General features: G+C 45.9%; 21 protein-coding genes and 1 other annotated feature. Of the genes, 6 read left to right on the top strand and 15 right to left on the bottom strand.

Going from position 1 to position 16690, the window contains the following annotated elements; genetic code table 11:
* Positions 1-214 precede the first annotated feature (214 nt).
* Entirely contained in the window at positions 215-598 is a 384-nt protein-coding gene (locus NYE20_RS01575) for an RDD family protein (protein WP_161621324.1), read from the top strand.
* A 37-nt stretch (positions 599-635) separates the two neighbouring features.
* Here the strand turns inward: NYE20_RS01575 and lipA are convergent, their stop codons facing one another.
* On the bottom strand, positions 636-1274 hold the full coding sequence (gene lipA / locus NYE20_RS01570) for a lipase LipA (protein ID WP_015715191.1): 639 nt from the start codon (positions 1272-1274) through the stop codon (positions 636-638).
* 162 nt (positions 1275-1436) lie between these two features.
* On the bottom strand, positions 1437-2564 hold the full coding sequence (gene ansZ / locus NYE20_RS01565; RefSeq protein ID WP_029726973.1) for an asparaginase AnsZ: 1128 nt from the start codon (positions 2562-2564) through the stop codon (positions 1437-1439).
* 216 nt (positions 2565-2780) lie between these two features.
* On the opposite strand from ansZ, the gene lmrA reads away from it, so the two are divergent.
* Positions 2781-3347, top strand: a complete 567-nt coding sequence (gene lmrA / locus NYE20_RS01560; RefSeq protein WP_003246449.1) for a transcriptional regulator LmrA — start codon at positions 2781-2783, stop codon at positions 3345-3347.
* A 38-nt stretch (positions 3348-3385) separates the two neighbouring features.
* Positions 3386-4825, top strand: coding sequence for a lincomycin efflux MFS transporter Lmr(B) (gene lmr(B) / locus NYE20_RS01555; RefSeq protein ID WP_010886396.1), 1440 nt, complete (start codon positions 3386-3388; stop codon positions 4823-4825).
* Between the two features lie 41 nt (positions 4826-4866).
* On the opposite strand, the gene NYE20_RS01550 is transcribed toward lmr(B), so the two are convergent.
* Entirely contained in the window at positions 4867-5979 is a 1113-nt protein-coding gene (locus NYE20_RS01550; RefSeq protein ID WP_161621323.1) for an aminotransferase class V-fold PLP-dependent enzyme, read from the bottom strand.
* 78 nt (positions 5980-6057) lie between these two features.
* On the opposite strand from NYE20_RS01550, the gene pcp reads away from it, so the two are divergent.
* A complete protein-coding gene (pcp, locus tag NYE20_RS01545; protein WP_070548470.1) occupies positions 6058-6705 on the top strand; it encodes a pyroglutamyl-peptidase I in 648 nt (215 codons plus the stop codon).
* Here the strand turns inward: pcp and tatC are convergent.
* The 6 genes from tatC to cwlJ form a co-directional block, all read right to left on the bottom strand.
* Positions 6702-7430 carry a twin-arginine translocase subunit TatC gene (gene tatC / locus NYE20_RS01540; RefSeq protein WP_014475692.1) on the bottom strand — a complete coding sequence of 243 codons (729 nt, stop codon included), beginning with the start codon at positions 7428-7430 and terminating at the stop codon, positions 6702-6704. The two genes, pcp and tatC, sit on opposite strands and share 4 nt — an antisense overlap.
* 60 nt (positions 7431-7490) lie before the next feature.
* Positions 7491-7703: a sec-independent protein translocase protein TatAD gene (gene tatAD / locus NYE20_RS01535; protein WP_003223835.1), complete on the bottom strand. Its 213-nt coding sequence runs from the start codon at positions 7701-7703 to the stop codon at positions 7491-7493.
* A 13-nt stretch (positions 7704-7716) separates the two neighbouring features.
* Complete coding sequence (phoD, locus tag NYE20_RS01530; protein ID WP_161621322.1) at positions 7717-9468, bottom strand: alkaline phosphatase PhoD; 1752 nt, start codon at positions 9466-9468, stop codon at positions 7717-7719.
* 18 nt (positions 9469-9486) lie between these two features.
* Positions 9487-9663 (bottom strand): hypothetical protein, encoded by a 177-nt coding sequence (locus tag NYE20_RS01525; RefSeq protein ID WP_065423452.1) that lies wholly within the window; start codon positions 9661-9663, stop codon positions 9487-9489.
* A 79-nt stretch (positions 9664-9742) separates the two neighbouring features.
* A complete protein-coding gene (locus tag NYE20_RS01520; RefSeq protein WP_031315684.1) occupies positions 9743-10474 on the bottom strand; it encodes a VWA domain-containing protein in 732 nt (243 codons plus the stop codon).
* Positions 10475-10579: 105 nt separating this feature from the next.
* Positions 10580-11008, bottom strand: a complete 429-nt coding sequence (gene cwlJ / locus NYE20_RS01515) for a cell wall hydrolase CwlJ (RefSeq protein WP_015715185.1) — start codon at positions 11006-11008, stop codon at positions 10580-10582.
* Between the two features lie 313 nt (positions 11009-11321).
* Between cwlJ and NYE20_RS01510 the strand changes: the two genes are divergently transcribed.
* Both NYE20_RS01510 and NYE20_RS01505 read left to right on the top strand, forming a co-directional pair.
* Entirely contained in the window at positions 11322-11708 is a 387-nt protein-coding gene (locus tag NYE20_RS01510; RefSeq protein ID WP_003246313.1) for a YndM family protein, read from the top strand.
* On the top strand, positions 11668-11802 hold the full coding sequence (locus tag NYE20_RS01505) for a hypothetical protein (protein WP_119122840.1): 135 nt from the start codon (positions 11668-11670) through the stop codon (positions 11800-11802). Before NYE20_RS01510 ends, NYE20_RS01505 begins: the two co-directional genes overlap by 41 nt.
* Here NYE20_RS01505 and NYE20_RS01500 read toward each other — a convergent pair.
* The 6 genes from NYE20_RS01500 to rtpA form a co-directional block, all read right to left on the bottom strand.
* On the bottom strand, positions 11763-12449 hold the full coding sequence (locus NYE20_RS01500; RefSeq protein ID WP_080121049.1) for an ABC transporter permease: 687 nt from the start codon (positions 12447-12449) through the stop codon (positions 11763-11765). The genes NYE20_RS01505 and NYE20_RS01500 overlap by 40 nt on opposite strands.
* An 18-nt stretch (positions 12450-12467) precedes the next feature.
* Positions 12468-13391: an ABC transporter ATP-binding protein gene (locus tag NYE20_RS01495; RefSeq protein ID WP_038827618.1), complete on the bottom strand. Its 924-nt coding sequence runs from the start codon at positions 13389-13391 to the stop codon at positions 12468-12470.
* Between the two features lie 91 nt (positions 13392-13482).
* Positions 13483-14418, bottom strand: coding sequence for a two-component system sensor histidine kinase YcbM (gene ycbM / locus NYE20_RS01490; RefSeq protein WP_339184296.1), 936 nt, complete (start codon positions 14416-14418; stop codon positions 13483-13485).
* Between the two features lies 1 nt (position 14419).
* Entirely contained in the window at positions 14420-15100 is a 681-nt protein-coding gene (gene ycbL / locus NYE20_RS01485) for a two-component system response regulator YcbL (protein WP_009966453.1), read from the bottom strand.
* 96 nt (positions 15101-15196) lie between these two features.
* Positions 15197-16135 (bottom strand): DMT family transporter, encoded by a 939-nt coding sequence (locus NYE20_RS01480; protein WP_131227080.1) that lies wholly within the window; start codon positions 16133-16135, stop codon positions 15197-15199.
* 20 nt (positions 16136-16155) lie between these two features.
* On the bottom strand, positions 16156-16317 hold the full coding sequence (gene rtpA, locus NYE20_RS01475; protein WP_003234807.1) for an anti-TRAP regulator: 162 nt from the start codon (positions 16315-16317) through the stop codon (positions 16156-16158).
* 97 nt (positions 16318-16414) lie between these two features.
* Positions 16415-16662 (bottom strand) — a binding site (T-box leader).
* Between the last annotated feature and the right edge of the window lie 28 nt (positions 16663-16690).

Below are 16690 nucleotides of genomic sequence, written 5' to 3'. Positions count from 1 at the left end.
TTGTAACTTTTCTATTTTAACAAAAATAACTTCTGAGGGCTTGGTTTCGGGCTAAAAAAGAATTTGGTAATGTGATAAGCTGGCTGATTATGCCAATTTACCTATGACATTTTCACCAACTTTTGTGATTTAAGACTTATCACCTATTCCCACTTTAGGCCCTTCTTTTTTACAATCATTAGGTATTTATTTAACATTTTAAGGAGTGTTTCTATTGGAACTAGCTGGTTTCGTGCTGCGCGCCTGCGCGCTTGTACTTGATGTAATCATTGCCGCAGCAGTGATTTTGGCAGCCGGATTTACGTTTGGCGATGGGTCCGCCGGTGTCATTATTGTCGCCATATTGATGCTGATTGTGTATCCTTTGCTGATGCCGCTGACAAATTGGAAGGGCACACTGGGCAAAAAAATCATCGGGCTGCAAATCGTGAGGGACGAAACATATAAAAAAATATCCTTCCCGCAAGCCATTATCCGTTACCTGATAGCGTGGGTGCATGTATTCTCCCGCCTGATCTATTTGACAGCCGCATTTACGAAGAAAAAACAAACCGTTCATGATATGGCGGCGAAAACCATTGTGCTAAAAGCAGAATAACCTTGAAGAATAGGACTCTTCAAGGTTATTTATCTCATTAGTTTGTATTCTGGCCCCCGCCGTTCAGCCCTTCTTTAATCAGGCTGTTGACTTGGCTGCTGTACAGAAGGCCGATGTGTCCAACGCCATGGATTTGAACGTTTCTCGCACCATCTAATCTTGATAAATAATTCATGACAATCATATCGGCACTGCTGTAAATGGATGTGTATAAAATCTTTTGATTTGGATCTGTTCCCGGAAGCGCCTTGCCTGTCGTCAAACGGTTGGCGCCGCCAAGCGTCACGACGTTTTCAACTTTATTTCCGCCGTCCAGATTTTTTATGTAGTAAAGTGTGTTCGCGCCCCCCATGCTGTGAGCGACAATATCCACTTTTTTCGCACCCGTTTCATCTAAAACCTTTTGCACAAATCGTGATAATACCGGGCCATTGTTATAATTTGTGCCTGTCTTGTCCCAAAAATCAACTGCATACAGCTTGTCCCGCGACCAGCCCTGAGATACGAGATAGCTCTTAATTCCCGCAAAATTGAATGATGCCCCTCCAATGCCGTGAACCATAACGACTGGATTGTGTTCAGCGGCTTTTGCTGACGGCTGCAACGCAAACAGCGATGTAACAGACAGCATCAAAATTGTTACAAGTGCAATGATCCTTCTTTTTACAAATTTCATAATATCCTCCTTTTTTTGTAACAAATTCTCCAATTATATTACGTTACCAAATTAATTAAGTAAAGGGTAATTTTGGCTTATTTTTAAAGAAATTTGAAGATTCAGAGGTCATTATTGGTCCTAAAAAGCCAAAAAAAAGAAGGCTTATTCGCCTTCTTTTCTTCAATACTCATTGAAATAAGCTTGGATTTTTTGAGGATCATTTGTTTTGGTAAGCGCAAGCATCAGCAACATCCGTGCTTTTTGGGGGTTTAAAGAGTTCGATGCCAGCAAGTCCTTTTCCGCATAGTCTTGGTTTGGTGTGACGACACCATTTCCCGTGCGGGTAGAGCGCACCACTGTAACGCCTTTTTTGACTGCGCTGTCCGCCCCTTTTTCGGCTGCATCAGATAAAGACCCGTTCCCAGAACCGGCAAATACAATCCCCTTTGCTCCGGCTTTTACAGCAGCGTCAAACAGGTAGCTTCCGTCATTTTGGTATCCATAGATAATGTCAACCTGCGGCAGCTCATCAAGATTAGAAACCGAGAAATCCGTGTCCTTCGTATGCTTACGGGTAATCTCATTATTAAAATAGATATCATCTGCAATTGTTCCGACGAAGCCCATTTCTTCTGATTTAAATGTATCTGTTGTGGTTGTGTTTGTTTTGGTGACATATCGGGCTGAGGCAATCCGGTCGTTAAGAACAACAAGCGTCCCTTTCCCTTTTGCCTCAGGGGCACCTGCCACTTTCACTGCATTGTACAGGTTAGAAGGCCCATCAGCGCTGATGGCTGTGGAAGGTCTCATCGAACCGACAATAACAACCGGTTTATCACTTTTCACGGTAAGATTCAAAAAATAAGCGGTTTCCTCCAATGTATCTGTTCCATGAGTCACGACGATTCCGTCTACATCATCTGAAGCGAGCAAGTGGTTGATGCGTTTCGCCAGCTTCAGCAATATTTTATTATCAATATTTGTGCTGCCGACGTTAACAATCTGCTCGCCGCTGACGTTTGCAATGTCCTTCATTTCTGGAACTGCCTCGATCAGTGATTCAACGCCGACAACACCTGCTTTATATTCAGTCGTTGAGGTTTTCGATTGATCGGCACCAGCTATCGTGCCTCCTGTCGCTAAAATTCTAATATTCGGCAGATCCTTTTTTTCAGAGGCAGAAGCCGAAGAGACTTTTTGTGTCTGCGTTTTTTCTTTCGGGGATTCTTTTGTTTCAGGAGAATGTGAACATCCGGTAAAAACAAACAATAGTGCGGTAAAAAGTACGAGCATTCGTTGTTTTTTCATCTATTTCTCTCCTTACATCCATATGATGATTAATCATTGAACATTTTATCTATTCAGTCAAAAGATCAGTCAGCTTTTCTCTCAGTATTTTTTGTTGTCATATCCTTCTTTTTTTGTCTTTTCATACAATGAATTTTTCTTGACAATTGATGATTGAATCAAGATAATAGACCAGTCACTATATTTTTGATTGCAATTCAGTAAGGTGGGAATGTTATGAGTTATGGAGATTCCCGTGAGAAAATCCTTTCGGCAGCTACCCGGCTTTTTCAGCTGCAAGGGTATTACGGCACGGGGCTGAACCAGATTATAAAGGAAAGCGGCGCGCCTAAAGGCTCTCTTTACTACCACTTTCCCGGGGGTAAAGAACAGCTTGCGATCGAAGCCGTAAATGAGATGAAGGAGTATATCCGTCAGAAAATCGCGGACTGCATGGAAGCCTGCACCGATCCAGCGGAAGGCATTCAAGCCTTTTTGAAGGAGCTCTCCTGCCAGTTTTCATGTACGGAAGACATTGAAGGCTTGCCTGTGGGCTTGCTAGCGGCTGAGACGTCATTGAAAAGCGAACCGTTGCGCGAAGCCTGTCATGAAGCCTACAAAGAATGGGCCTCTGTATATGAGGAAAAACTGCGGCAGACTGGCTGCAGCGAGAGCCGTGCAAAAGAAGCCAGCACTGTGGTTAACGCGATGATTGAAGGCGGCATTCTTTTATCTTTGACGGCAAAAAACAGTACGCCGCTCCTTCATATCTCCAGCTGCATTCCTGACCTGCTGAAGAGATAAAAAAACGACATACTACATGCAGTTGATAGAGAGGGGAAATGATTTTGGAAACAACAGCTAAAGCATCTCAGCAATACAAAGTGATGCCGATTATGATTTCCTTGCTGTTGGCCGGTTTTATCGGCATGTTCAGTGAAACAGCACTGAATATTGCGTTAACCGACCTTATGAAGGAATTGAACATTACAGCGGCAACCGTCCAATGGTTAACGACGGGCTACCTGCTTGTACTCGGTATCCTTGTTCCTGTTTCAGGACTGCTGTTACAGTGGTTCACAACAAGACAGCTTTTTACCGTGTCACTTATCTTTTCAATTTTAGGTACATTCATTGCGGCGCTTGCGCCGAGCTTCTCGTTTTTATTAGCGGCAAGGATCGTTCAGGCACTTGGAACCGGTCTTTTACTGCCCCTAATGTTTAACACAATCTTGGTGATTTTCCCGCCTCATAAACGGGGCGCCGCAATGGGAACGATCGGTCTTGTCATTATGTTCGCGCCCGCCATCGGCCCAACTTTCTCAGGATTGGTTCTGGAGCACCTCAACTGGCACTGGATTTTCTGGATCTCTCTTCCATTCCTTGTGCTGGCGCTTGTGTTCGGTATCGCATATATGCAGAATGTATCTGAAACGACAAAGCCGAAAATCGATGTATTGTCTATCATCCTGTCGACGATTGGCTTCGGCGGCATTGTGTTCGGATTCAGCAACGCGGGTGAAGGCTCCGGGGGATGGTCCAGCCCGACTGTTATCGTGTCACTGATTGTCGGCGTTGTCGGCCTTATCCTATTTTCAATCCGCCAGCTGACAATGAAGCAGCCGATGATGAACCTCCGTGCGTTCAAATACCCGATGTTTATTTTGGGTGTGATCATGGTGTTCATTTGTATGATGGTCATTCTGTCATCTATGCTGCTTCTGCCGATGTATCTGCAAGGCGGCTTAGTCCTGACTGCATTTGCATCTGGTCTTGTTCTCTTGCCGGGCGGTATTTTAAATGGATTTATGTCCCCTGTTACAGGCCGCTTGTTCGATAAATACGGGCCGAAATGGCTTGTCATTCCGGGATTTGTGATTGTCACAGTTGTACTATGGTTCTTCTCAAATGTAACGACCACTTCAACAGCTGTGCTGATTATCATCCTGCACACCTGCTTGATGATCGGGATTTCTATGATCATGATGCCTGCACAGACAAACGGTTTAAACCAACTGCCGCGTGAATTTTATCCAGACGGCACCGCCATTATGAACACGCTGCAGCAAATGGCCGGCGCTATCGGAACAGCGGTTGCGGTCAGCATTATGGCTGCAGGCCAGCATGATTATATGAGTACAGTTAAAAACCCTGCCGATCCGGCAGTCATCCCGCAAGCTTTGACAGCGGGTGTACAGCACGCATTTGTGTTTGCAATGATTGTTGCCATTATCGGTTTAATTGGCGCTTTCTTTATGAAGCGCGTGAAGGTAGATCATTAATATGAAAATCCCCTGACTAATGTTCAGGGGATTTTTTATGTTTACTTGTGGATCGTTTTCGCCGCGATTTCATCAATCGCGTGCCGCATTTCCTCCTTCGTATTATAAAAATGGGGAGCGAGACGGATAACATTTTCCCGCGGCGCGCAAATCACTTTTTTCTTCTTCAGCAACGCCGCCGTTTCCGATGCCCGCTCATCCCGGATCGCAACCATGCCCGGCTGATCCCCACCTTGTGCCGCCGCCAGCTGCAGGCCTTTTTCAGCGGCATATTGAACTGCATCGGCACAGATCGTTTTCACATGATCCCTGATATGAGAAACCCCAATATGATTCAGCAGCGATAAAGTCGCTGCAGCTGCGTATACGCTGATAAAAGCTGGGGTGCCCGTTTGAAAACGGCGCGCGTCTTTTGCATAAGCCCCATCAAATCCGCTCTCTCTTCCGAACCAAGCTGATGCTTTCGGCTTCAGTGCGTCAGCCAGCTCCTTTCTCACATAAAGAAACGCCACACCTGGTATGCCGAGCAAATACTTCCGGGTGCCTGCTGCCAGCATATCTACGCCCCATTCCTTCACATCAATGGGAATATGCCCGGCTGATTGATAAGCATCTACAAACAATAAAGAGCCCTTTCTCTGAGAAATCTCGGCAATCGCTTTTATATCCTGAACATAGCCGTCGCGATAATGAACGTGAGGAACACACGTCAGTACTGTTTCATCCGAAATATGCGTTTCATATTGTTCAAGCGGCAGCACGCCGTCTATTGATGGAATGACGGATACGGTATAATCGGAGTGTGCCTGCCAAACATGAGGCACCGCCGGAAAATCCATATCTGTATATACAACGTGCTTCTTTCCAAATGCAGTTAAGGACGATGCTACAGAAACCAGCGCATCAGAAACTGACGGTACAACCGCCACTTCATCCGGTTCAGCCCCGATTAGCTTTGCAAACTCGTTTCTCGCAAACTCTGTTTTTTCGATCGCTTCTTTCCAGTTCGTCCCCATATACAGCAGGCTATCATGATAATCCTGGATCGCCCTTGATACAGGCTCTGCCAATGCGCTCTGAGAACAGCTGGCAAGCATCGTATGCGTCTGCAAGGTTGGGAATAAATGACGATACTGCTGCGGCAAATGCTCCATTATGATTCACTCCTTTACATTATTTTGATGAAAAACCCATAAATAAACAATAGAATAAAAGAAAAAGGAGATGGGAGAATGAGAAAAAAAGTGCTGATCACTGGCTTTGACCCTTTTGACAAAGAAACCGTCAATCCATCATGGGAAGCGGCGAAACGGCTTAATGGCTTCGAGACGGAAGAAGCCATAATTACAGCGGAACAAATTCCAACCGTCTTTAGATCCGCTCTGGGCACTCTGCGCCAAGCCATTCAAACACATCAGCCGGATATCGTAATTTGTGTCGGCCAAGCAGGAGGACGGATGCAGATTACACCGGAACGGGTGGCGATCAACCTTGCAGATGCGCGAATCCCCGATAACGAAGGACATCAGCCGATTGATGAAGAGATTTCTCCAGATGGGCCCGCCGCTTACTGGACAGGGCTTCCCGTGAAACGAATGACTGCTAAGATGAAGGAACACGGCATTCCAGCTGCGGTTTCCTACACAGCGGGGACCTTTGTATGCAACTATTTGTTCTACGGGTTAATGGATCACATTAGCCGGACATCCCCGCACATTCGCGGCGGTTTTATTCATATTCCTTACATTCCGCAGCAAACAATCGACAAAACAGCGCCGAGCCTCAGCCTGGACACGATTGTCCGGGCATTGAGAATCGCCGCTGTTACGGCCGCACAATATGATGAGGATGTGAAGTCACCGGGCGGTACACTGCACTAAGCGGCCGCCGCTGTTTCTTCCCTCAGCCTCTTTTTATAGACAAACGCCGATAGGGTGACACTCACTTCAAACAGGACAAGAAGCGGGATCATCACGAGAAAATCAGAAATAAAATCAGGCGGTGTAATCAATATGGACACGACAATCAGCAGAAAATAGGACAGCTTTCTCGCTTTGGCCAATCTGTAAGGATTTAAGATGCCCAGCCTTGTTAAAAACATCACCACCAAGGGCATCTCAAACAAGAAGCCGAACGGCAGGCTCAAATTCACCATAAACCTAAAGTAGCGGTCAGCCGTAAACATCGTTTCAAAGTGGCCGGAGGATAAATGAGTCAAAAAGCTGAGCACGATCGGAAACAAGACAAAGTATCCGAAGGAGATGCCCGCCAAAAACAACGCAAATAAACCTGGTATGTACATGAGCGTCACCTTGCGCTCCGTTTTCGTCAGCGCCGGTGCAACGAAACGCCACAGCTGGTACGCGGCAACAGGGATAGAAGCCGCAATGGCACAAATGCCGGAAAGCATCATATACACCCAGAGGATTTCACTCGGCCCAAGCACAGCCAGCTTTCCATCCAAATCCCTGATCAGCCAGTCATAAATGTCCTGTACGAACAAAAAAGCCGTGATGAGAAATAGAAAAAATGCCGCAAGGGTGACGATAATCCGGCGGCGAAGCTCTTCTAAATGCCCGATCAGATGGGTTTCTTTTTTATCCATTCAAAAAAGCCCTCCCTTTCATAAAAAAAGAGGCAGACCCGGTGTCTGCCTCATCAGCATTCAGCCCGCGTTTTTGTCCTGCTTTACCGCTGTCAGCTCAGCTGATTTCTCTTCTTTTTCATCACCAGACACAAGTGATTTTGTGGCGCTTTTAAATTCCAGCAGTGTCCGTCCGGCAGCACGCCCGATTTCCGGCAGCTTGGAAGGGCCAAAAATAATGAGGGCGATGACAAAGATCAGAATCAAGCCCGGTATACCAATGTTTGAAAACATGTTTTTTCACTCCTTAATTCGTGATTTTTGCCCGCTTCTTAATCATTTGTTTTTCGTGGGCTTTGTTGTGCGCAAAGAAACGATCCTCTTCGACCTCATCGGATTGCTTCACCCCGCCTTGGATTGTTGTGGATGATACCTTTCTCAACCCAGTTTGGTCTTTCTGGTAAACGAATGAAGCCCTCGTGGAAATGGCTGCGCCCGGCTCGGTCACAAACGGCATCACCCGATAATCGGCTTTCCACTGGTGAGGCGTCACTGTACAGCGGACATATCCGCGATAGTCGTTAAAGAACTTGATGTGCGGATTTTCTTTTAAAATTTGGTCCGTATCCGCTCGCTTATCGGCTCCGTTTCCTCCGGAAGTGATCGAGGTTCCGACAAATTCGGCTCCGAATATTTTTGAACTTGTCTTCTCGAAATCGACATGCAAATTCGATGCCCAGCTTGCGTGTACATCACCTGTCAGTACGACAATATTATTCAGATTTTTGCTTTTAATGAAATCGATAACCCGTTCGCGCTGAGCCGGGTAGCCGTCCCACGAATCCATGCTGTAGATCGGGCTTGCGCTTGTCCCGAAATTCCACTTGGCAAAGAAAATCTGCTGCGCCAGCACATTCCAGTGGGCTGTCGAACTGCCCAAATTGTTGAAGAGCCACTGCTCCTGTTCTTTTCCAAGCAGGGTCCGATTCGGATTGCGCGATTCATCAGAAGGCGGCTTATTGCCGTCGTTATTGGCTTGGTCGTCCCTGTACTGGCGGGTATCAAGCACATTGAAGGACGCCAGGTTTCCGTACGTAAAGTGCCGGTACAGCTGCATATCTGGGCCATTCGGCAAAGAGGAAATGCGGAGCGGCATATGTTCATAGTATGCCTGGTATGCTGCCGCGCGGCGGAGCACGAATGCTTCAACCGACTGTCCTTTTTCAGGTATTTTATTGGCATAGTTGTTTTCAACTTCATGGTCATCCCAAGTTACAACCCAAGGGAATGCCGCATGTGCAGCTTTAAGATTGGCGTCAGAACGGTATTGAGCGTGACGGTTCCGATAGTCTTGCAGCGTAATGATTTCCGCGCTGTTGTGCGTGCGGACATTGCCTGTTTTTGATACATATTCATTTGGGCCGTATTCATATATGTAATCACCGAGATGGAAGACAAGATCAAGCTTTTCCTTTGCCATATGCTTGTAGGCCGTATAATATCCGTGCTCATATTGCTGACAGGAAGCAAATGCAAAGGTCATTTGCGGCACATTGGCGCCAGGGGCAGGCAGTGTTTTTGTTTTTCCGACAGGGCTTAGTTCATGGCCGGTTTTGAAACGGTAATAGTACACTTTGTTTGGCTCAAGCCCGTCCGCTTCCACATGAACGGAATGGGCAAGACTCGGTTTAGCCATTTCAGTGCCTTTTCTTACGATTTTGCGGAAATGCTCATCCTTTGCGACCTCCCATTTGACAGGCACCGCTTGCTTCGGCATTCCTCCGCCGTTCAGCGGATCTGGTGCCAGGCGCGTCCAAAGCACGACACTGTCAGAAAGCGGATCACCTGACGCTACCCCTAATGTAAACGGATAGCTTGAGAATTTAGGCGCAGCATTTACTTCAAAGGCCCCAACCGACTGGGCAATCGTTAATCCAAGAGAAAGTCCTGCAATCTTCCCCGCTCCTTGAATAAATTTGCGGCGGTCAAACGTATTGTTTTGAAAGCTTTCCTCTTTCAGTTTCTGTACCCATTCATCAAAACGACTGTCGTATGCCATTCAAGATCCCCTCTCTCCTCATTGATCGTCTCCATTATAGGAAATCATTGTTAAACGACTGTGAAGAAGTGTGAACCGATTGTAAGCGCTGAACATTAAAAACAGGTCTTCCCTCACAAGCCTGCTGCTGAAACATGCCGAAAGCTGGCTGAATGACGCGTTTTCTGCATATCCTGTCGTTTGCAAGCCGCCCATTCGGACTATTTTTCTTCACATGATCTTAAAAAAACAAAAACACCGAGCCATTTCGCAGAATGGCTCAGTGCCTTATCAGTTATTTCGAAAACAATCTGCTGAAAAAGCCCTTCTTTTTCGGCTTTTCAGCAGGAGGCTCTTGTTCTCTTACAATCCCTTTTTCCTTCGCTTCTTTCAGCCAAAATGGAAATTCAGCAAGCAGAGCATCATAAAGCTCATCATCAGAAATGCGGTCAATCTCTTCGATATGCAGGAAGTTCGTGTTATCAATGACACGCCCTTCTAACGTATCCAGTTTATTGAGAAAATCAAAGTTTCCGTTTCCGATGCCGACAAACTGCCAGAACACCGGTTTATCAGAAGAAGCTTCAATTATCGGTTTGATTGACTTTTTACAGCCCCCGTCATTGATAAAAACAATGAAAGCAGGATACGAGCTCGGTTCCTCCGCAACATATTTGCGCAGCACGTCCTTCATGACTGGCGGCTCATCATTTCTGCCGAATTTATGCAAGCGGTCATTATTTAAAATTTCACGATCGACATAGCCCGAAAAATCCTTTTCTGAAACTGGCTTTAATCGGGAAAATTCATTATCATACACCCATACATCCAGCAAACCGTTATCATCAAACTGATCAGCCACTGCCAAAATCCGCTCCACCACATTTTGAACCGTCCCGTTTTTGTAGAGCGGTCTCATCGATCCCGTAATATCAAGAACCAGTCCGACACGAGCCGTCACCTTCGTTAACTGCTTTTTCTCCAGTACGATCTTTACACTTTTCTTTTGCAGGTCAATTGTTGCCATTCTGTCATCTCCGTCAGCTCTTTTTTCTTCGATTATCTCACAGGAATATTTTCCATTGCATCTTTTCAAAGAAAAACACCGTTCAACTTGAACGGTGTCCTGTCTCTAAAATGTGTTATATACATTTTCACACGTCTCCGCCGTCGGCTGATAAAAGCAGTGTGACTTAAATCTGGCCACAAACGGCTGGTTATACCACTGGGCTGGACAGTCCCCCTCCGGCCTGAAATACCATAAACTAAATTTTGCAGGCCAGCGCCTTTCACCATTAATCGACCGGCGTGCAAGGGCACGCTCGCTATCCCGCGCTCTTTGATAAAAATATCCATGAGTCACAGCCTCAAACGCGTGTGGCTGATAAATCATCTGCCTGATGGTGCGGAGGCCTTTAAAATCTGAGCAATTCGCCCGCAGCCGATTAATTCCAACGTTGCCGACAAGCAGCATCCCCTGCTTGCCTTCACCTTCCGCTTCCGCTCTGAGCAGCCTTGCCATCAAATCGACATCCGCACTCGTTGCTCTCACGACCGCCATCACGTCACCTCCCCTTGATCTCTTTTCATCATATTTCATTACTTCAGAAGTGATGACGGAGGGACAGGAGAAGTTTTTAAATTTATTCATCTAAAAACAGCAAACATAATGGGCTGTTGGGCATCAAAGCAGCGTCCGGTGCAGTACAAGCTTCACATTTCCGCTGTCGAAGCGCCGCAGCCTCAATTCCTGGATTCACATCATTGACCCCTCCCCAGCAGATTTGCACCCGCCTCCGAAAAAAAATAAGGTTTAACTTTTTACATTTGAGGAATTATACATAACAAATCAAATGACAAAAGGAGGAATTGTAATGACACATGTGAAAGCGCTCGCTATTAAAGGTATTATGACGATTATTGTGTTGTATCTGGTGCTTGGTCTGGGCTTTGGGTTCACGTTTGGTGATACGCTGCTAATGACGATTGTGTTAGGGGTTATTTCTTATTTACTGGGCGATCTTTATGTATTGCCGAAATGGAATAATATGATTGCAACTTTGGCTGATTTTGGTTTGGCCTTTCTCGTGATCTGGCTGATGGGCATGCCGCTTTCTATGGGGATGACTGGCGGTGAAGTTGCATTGGCGGCTTTATTCGGCGCGATCGTCATGGCAATCGGTGAATATTGCTTCCATTTCTATATGATGAGCAAAGAGATTGGCAAGAAGCATTATCTTGAAACAAGAACAGACTCATAATGGAAAGGCCGGTGCTGACAGCATCGGCCTTTTATACATATTGGGCGCCTTTGTTTACGCATCCTGCTTGTCCGCATTCCTGATCGCCATGTAGGAAAAGAACAATCCGAATGCCGCTAACGATAACGGGATATACACAACAGATGAAATCGAGAAGCCCGGACTTGTTGAGCTGATGAGCATCACAATTACTACAGATGAAATGATGGTCGCCGGAACCGAGTGTCTACGCATCCCAAAAAAGATGGGAACTAAACTGGTTCCAGCGGCGCCAAAAGCGAAAACCGCCATTTTGACCGCCTGTTGAGAAATGATCTCGGAAGTAAGCTCTCCCGGTATGAAATGGTAGATCGAGTTCAGCCAAAAGAAACCGGCGGCTATGAGTATATTTGAAAGTAAAATCGTGATAAACGTCAGTCCGCCCGCGATCATGAGCTTAGCGGTGAGCAGCTTTTTACGGCTGATCGGGTACGTGAACATCACAAGAATGGTTTTGTTTTTATATTCCGAAATCACCAATTTTACGATCAGCACAGCGCCAAATACGATAAATACCGCTCTGACGAAGGTACCGATGATGAGGAATGCTTCATCCGTACTTTGGAACGAAACCCCGCCATCGGCTTTTTCGGAATAACTGATCAGCCACATAAAACCCATAATGATCACGTTGGCAATAAGGGCACCTCTGATATACCAGCCCATTTTCATTTTTCTTAATTCGATTCTGATCAAATTCATCAACGTGTCTCTCCTCCTTTACGCACTGATGCTATTGCCGTTGATCAATTTGATAAAATAATCCTCCAGCGACGTATACTTTTTGTTCATTGATTCAATGTCTACATCATTTAAAATCAATGCTTTGGATATGGCAGCCTGAGAGGCTTCAGCCTCGTAAATTCGAATCGTTTTCTCATTTAATATTTTAAAGTTGGTTAATTGCAGCTCTTTCTCCAGCACAAAGCAGGCCCTTGTCTGATTCGATGTAACAAGCTCGATGTATTCAGTGTTCTGGCCCCTGACATCCTCCATTGATACCTCTTCAAGCAGCCTGCCGTCCCGAATGACGCCGATCGTGTCCGCAATTTGTTCGATTTCACTCAGCAAGTGGCTTGAGATCAGCAGCGTCATCCCGTACTCTTTGCTCAGCACTTGAAACAATTGCCTGATCTTTTTAATGCCGAGAGGGTCAAGACCATTCACCGGCTCATCCAGAATAAGCAGGTCCGGCTTCGTGAGGATGGCACGCGCAATTCCAAGGCGCTGCTTCATCCCGAGGGAAAAGGTTTTGACGGGTTTTTTGTCGATTTGTTTTAAATTCACCATATCCAGCACTTCTTGTATGGCTTTTTTATTGTGGTATCCCATATATTCACAATGCAGATCTAAATTTTCTTCAGCTGTCAGGTTTTCATAAAAAATCGGATATTCAATCATGCTGCCGATGTTCCCCAGCACCTCATATGACGTGTGGGTGAACTTGTTCCCAAGGATGATGATTTCACCGCTTGTCGGTTTGACAAGGCTCGTCAGCATTTTCATGATGGTTGTTTTCCCCGCGCCGTTCGGGCCGAGAAAGCCATAGATTTCACCTTTTTTAATATGCATGCTGACATTGGATACGACCTCTATGCCCTGATACGTTTTGGTCAGCCCGTTTGTTTGTACGATATAAGTCAACTTTGTTTCTCCTTCCCTCTCTTTTCCTGTTTTCTATTGTAGCGGCGAGCCCTGTCATTTTTATTTCTCAAACCTTAAGAAATTCTTACGATTAATATGTCATGCGTTTCAATGTGATCGTAAATGCAGTCCGTTCGTACGGCTTGCTTTGGACGGATATGATGCCTCCCATTTTTTCTGTAAGCCGTTTTGTGATGGTTAAACCCAGTCCGCTTCCTTGAAATGCTTTATTTCTGGATTCTTCAAGTGTGTACAGCCTCTCAAACACCCGCTGCTGATCGGTTTCACTAATCCCTTTTCCGCGATCCCATACGGTGATGGCGATGTTCCTCTCATCATAAGACAGCGTCAGCCCGATTAACTTGCCGGCCGCGCCATATTGAATCGCATTGGACAATAGGTTTTGCAGGATTCTGTCCAGAGCCTCTTCATTCGCCTGCGCATACACCGGCGTATCGGGGATATCGATGGCTGCTTGAAAGCCTTTTGACTGAACAGCGTCATAATAGTGCAGGATATTTCGTTTGCATATGTCGTTCATATGTACTTTGGTAATCGGGATCTCTTTATCTTCAGATTCTAATTTCGCTAAATCAAAAAAGGAGTTGATCATCTGAATGAGTTCATTCGTTTTCTGGCGGAGCTTCCCCAGCAATCTTTCCCGCTCTTCGTCCGGCATGTTCGGGTCACTTTGAATGGCTTCGATATAACCGAGAATGACCGTTAACGGCGTTTTCAGGTCGTGCGACATATTGGTCAGCATCCGCTTCATGGATTGCTCTGTTTTGGCAAATTGGGCGCTGATCTGCTGACGATTCTCAACGATAAGATTGATGTTAACAAGCAAGCCTTTGAGCGAATGATCGTCTGTAGGAAGCAAAATTTGTCCTGCCGAATCCCAGCTGAGCATGTAGCTAAGCTGGTCAGCCGTGTAAGCCAGATTCCCGTCCCGCTTCTTTTTCATTATGAATTGAATCACATTCAGACACGCCAGAGCGATGACAGCGGCCACCCATAGCACTGTCATTCTAAAACTCTCCTAATTTATAACCGATGCCCCATAGCGTTTTAATATATTGAGGGGAGGAGGGGTCATCCTCAATCTTTTCTCTGAGCCGCCGCATATGTACGTTAATGATGTTCTGATCATCAAAGTACTCTTCATTCCAAACGGAACGGTAGATTTGTTCTTTCGTAAACACTTTTTTAGGATTTGATGCAAATAAGCACAGCAGCTGCCATTCTGTTGACGTCAGCTGAAGCGGCTCTCCGTTTTTCAAAACGGAAACATTGTCTATATCTATCGCAAGCTGGTGAATCCGGATCACCTTATTCACAGCCGGCTCCTCTGCCGAATATTGCGTCGCCCGCCGTATCGCGGCTTTTACTCTGGCTGTCAGCTCAATCATCGAAAACGGTTTGGCGATATAATCATCCGCCCCAAAACCCAGTCCCAATGCCTTGTCTACATCTCCGTCTTTTGCCGAAATCATTAAGACCGGTATATTGCTTTTTTCCCGGATGATTTTCAGAAAATCCATTCCGTTCAGCTTCGGGAGCATGATATCAAGGAGGACCAAATCGTATGAACCCTGCTGAAACAGCCGGATACCCTCTTCTCCGTCGAAAGCATGCACAATTCCAAAGCCTTCTTTTGTTAAATAATGATCCACCATTTCACTGATTGAGTGGTCGTCTTCTACAAGCAATATGCGCTGCATCTTCTCACCTAACCTTTACAAAATCAAAAAACACACACGTAATTACACTTATTGTAATTGAAAAACGTGTGTGTTTTATATAAATTATTCTTTTTTTCCTGTTTTCAGCTTCCTGTATTCCATGCCCGTAATGACAAAGAATACAGCAGTGGATCCAATGACTTGAATAAGCCGAAGCCGTTCACCGAGAAATAAAGCTCCATAGAAAATCGTCAGGAAAGGCCCTGCCATTGAAATGGCGGCGGCTCGCTGTGCCCCGATTCGTTTTATGCCCTCAAGCATTAGCACAAATGGAATCACAGTGGTTACGACTGCCATTACCGCGAACAAACCATACATAGAAAGCGGATATGCTGCCATTGGCGTATTCATGCCAGCCGCCGATTTTATCCCTGTGTAAAGCATCATGGCAGCTCCAGCAGCTGTCATCCCGTATGCATTGAGACGGATCCCCCCGATTTGATGGACGAGATGCCCGGAAAGGACAAGATAACCAGCATAGACTGCCGAAGATAACAAAATGAATACAGCTCCAATCATATTCGCCTGAAAAAGCTCAGCATTCCAGCCGCCCAGCGCCAAGAAAAGCCCAAACATGACCGCCAGAACTGCGAAAAGGTCCTGAATTGAAGACATTTTCCGGTCACGACACGCGGCGAATCCAAACACAAACAACGGATAGCTCATCAGCAATATACGTTCAACCATTGCGGATACATGGTTCAGCCCGATAAAATCAAGCAAGGGAGACAGAAAAAAACAAAACACTCCCGCGCCACAAGCCTTCCATAGGTCTCCTTTTTTCTTACCGTCTGGCATTGGAGGTCGGTATATTAAAAAAATCAGCCAAAACAGCGGAACAGCCAGCAGCTGCCTGTATAGCAGCACGGCATCTGGCTCAGCACCCATTTGGTATGCCCATTTTATCCAAATCGATTTAGACGCAAAACAAACTGTTCCGATCAGCAAAAAAATCGTTCCTGCTGCGGCCTCACGAATCTTACTCTGCTCTTCTGCTCTCATCTCAGCTCAGCTTTTCTCCTTTACTTATTCAAATGCTTTTGGATAAAATCCAGAAGCGTATATCCTTGAGCAGTCAGAATAACACCTTTTCCGCTGCAGGCCGGGCAAGGTGTTCCTTCGATTTCTCCCGCTCTTTCACATTTAGGACATGCGACCTCAAGATCATCAGTTGCAATGACCATTTGATATCCTCCTTTCTAACTCATCTGCTATGCCACCACCAGCCATCGTCCATTGGCCGTCACCTCCTTTAAGAAACACAAAAAACCCCCGTCCTATGCAAAGGACGAGGGTCTCGCGGTACCACCTTTATTAACAGCTATACAGCCGTTCACTCTAAGTACAGAAAATCTATGTTTCGATACTCCTCTCTTGGTAACGGGGAGAGAAACCCGGCATCGCCTACTATCCGTTCAGCAAAGCAATTCAGAAGCCCATTCGGCATCAGGGGAGGATCGGTTCACACCTGCCACCGACTCTCTGAACCTCCATTCTGACACGTACTTGCTCTTCCTCACGATTGTTGATCCGTTCTATTATTTGTAGAGTTTATAA

The organism is Bacillus sp. FSL R5-0416 (genome assembly GCF_037975425.1).
Taxonomy (GTDB): domain Bacteria; phylum Bacillota; class Bacilli; order Bacillales; family Bacillaceae; genus Bacillus; species Bacillus subtilis.
Note: the sequence above shows the minus strand (reverse complement) of the source record. Positions and strands in the feature narration are given on the sequence as shown.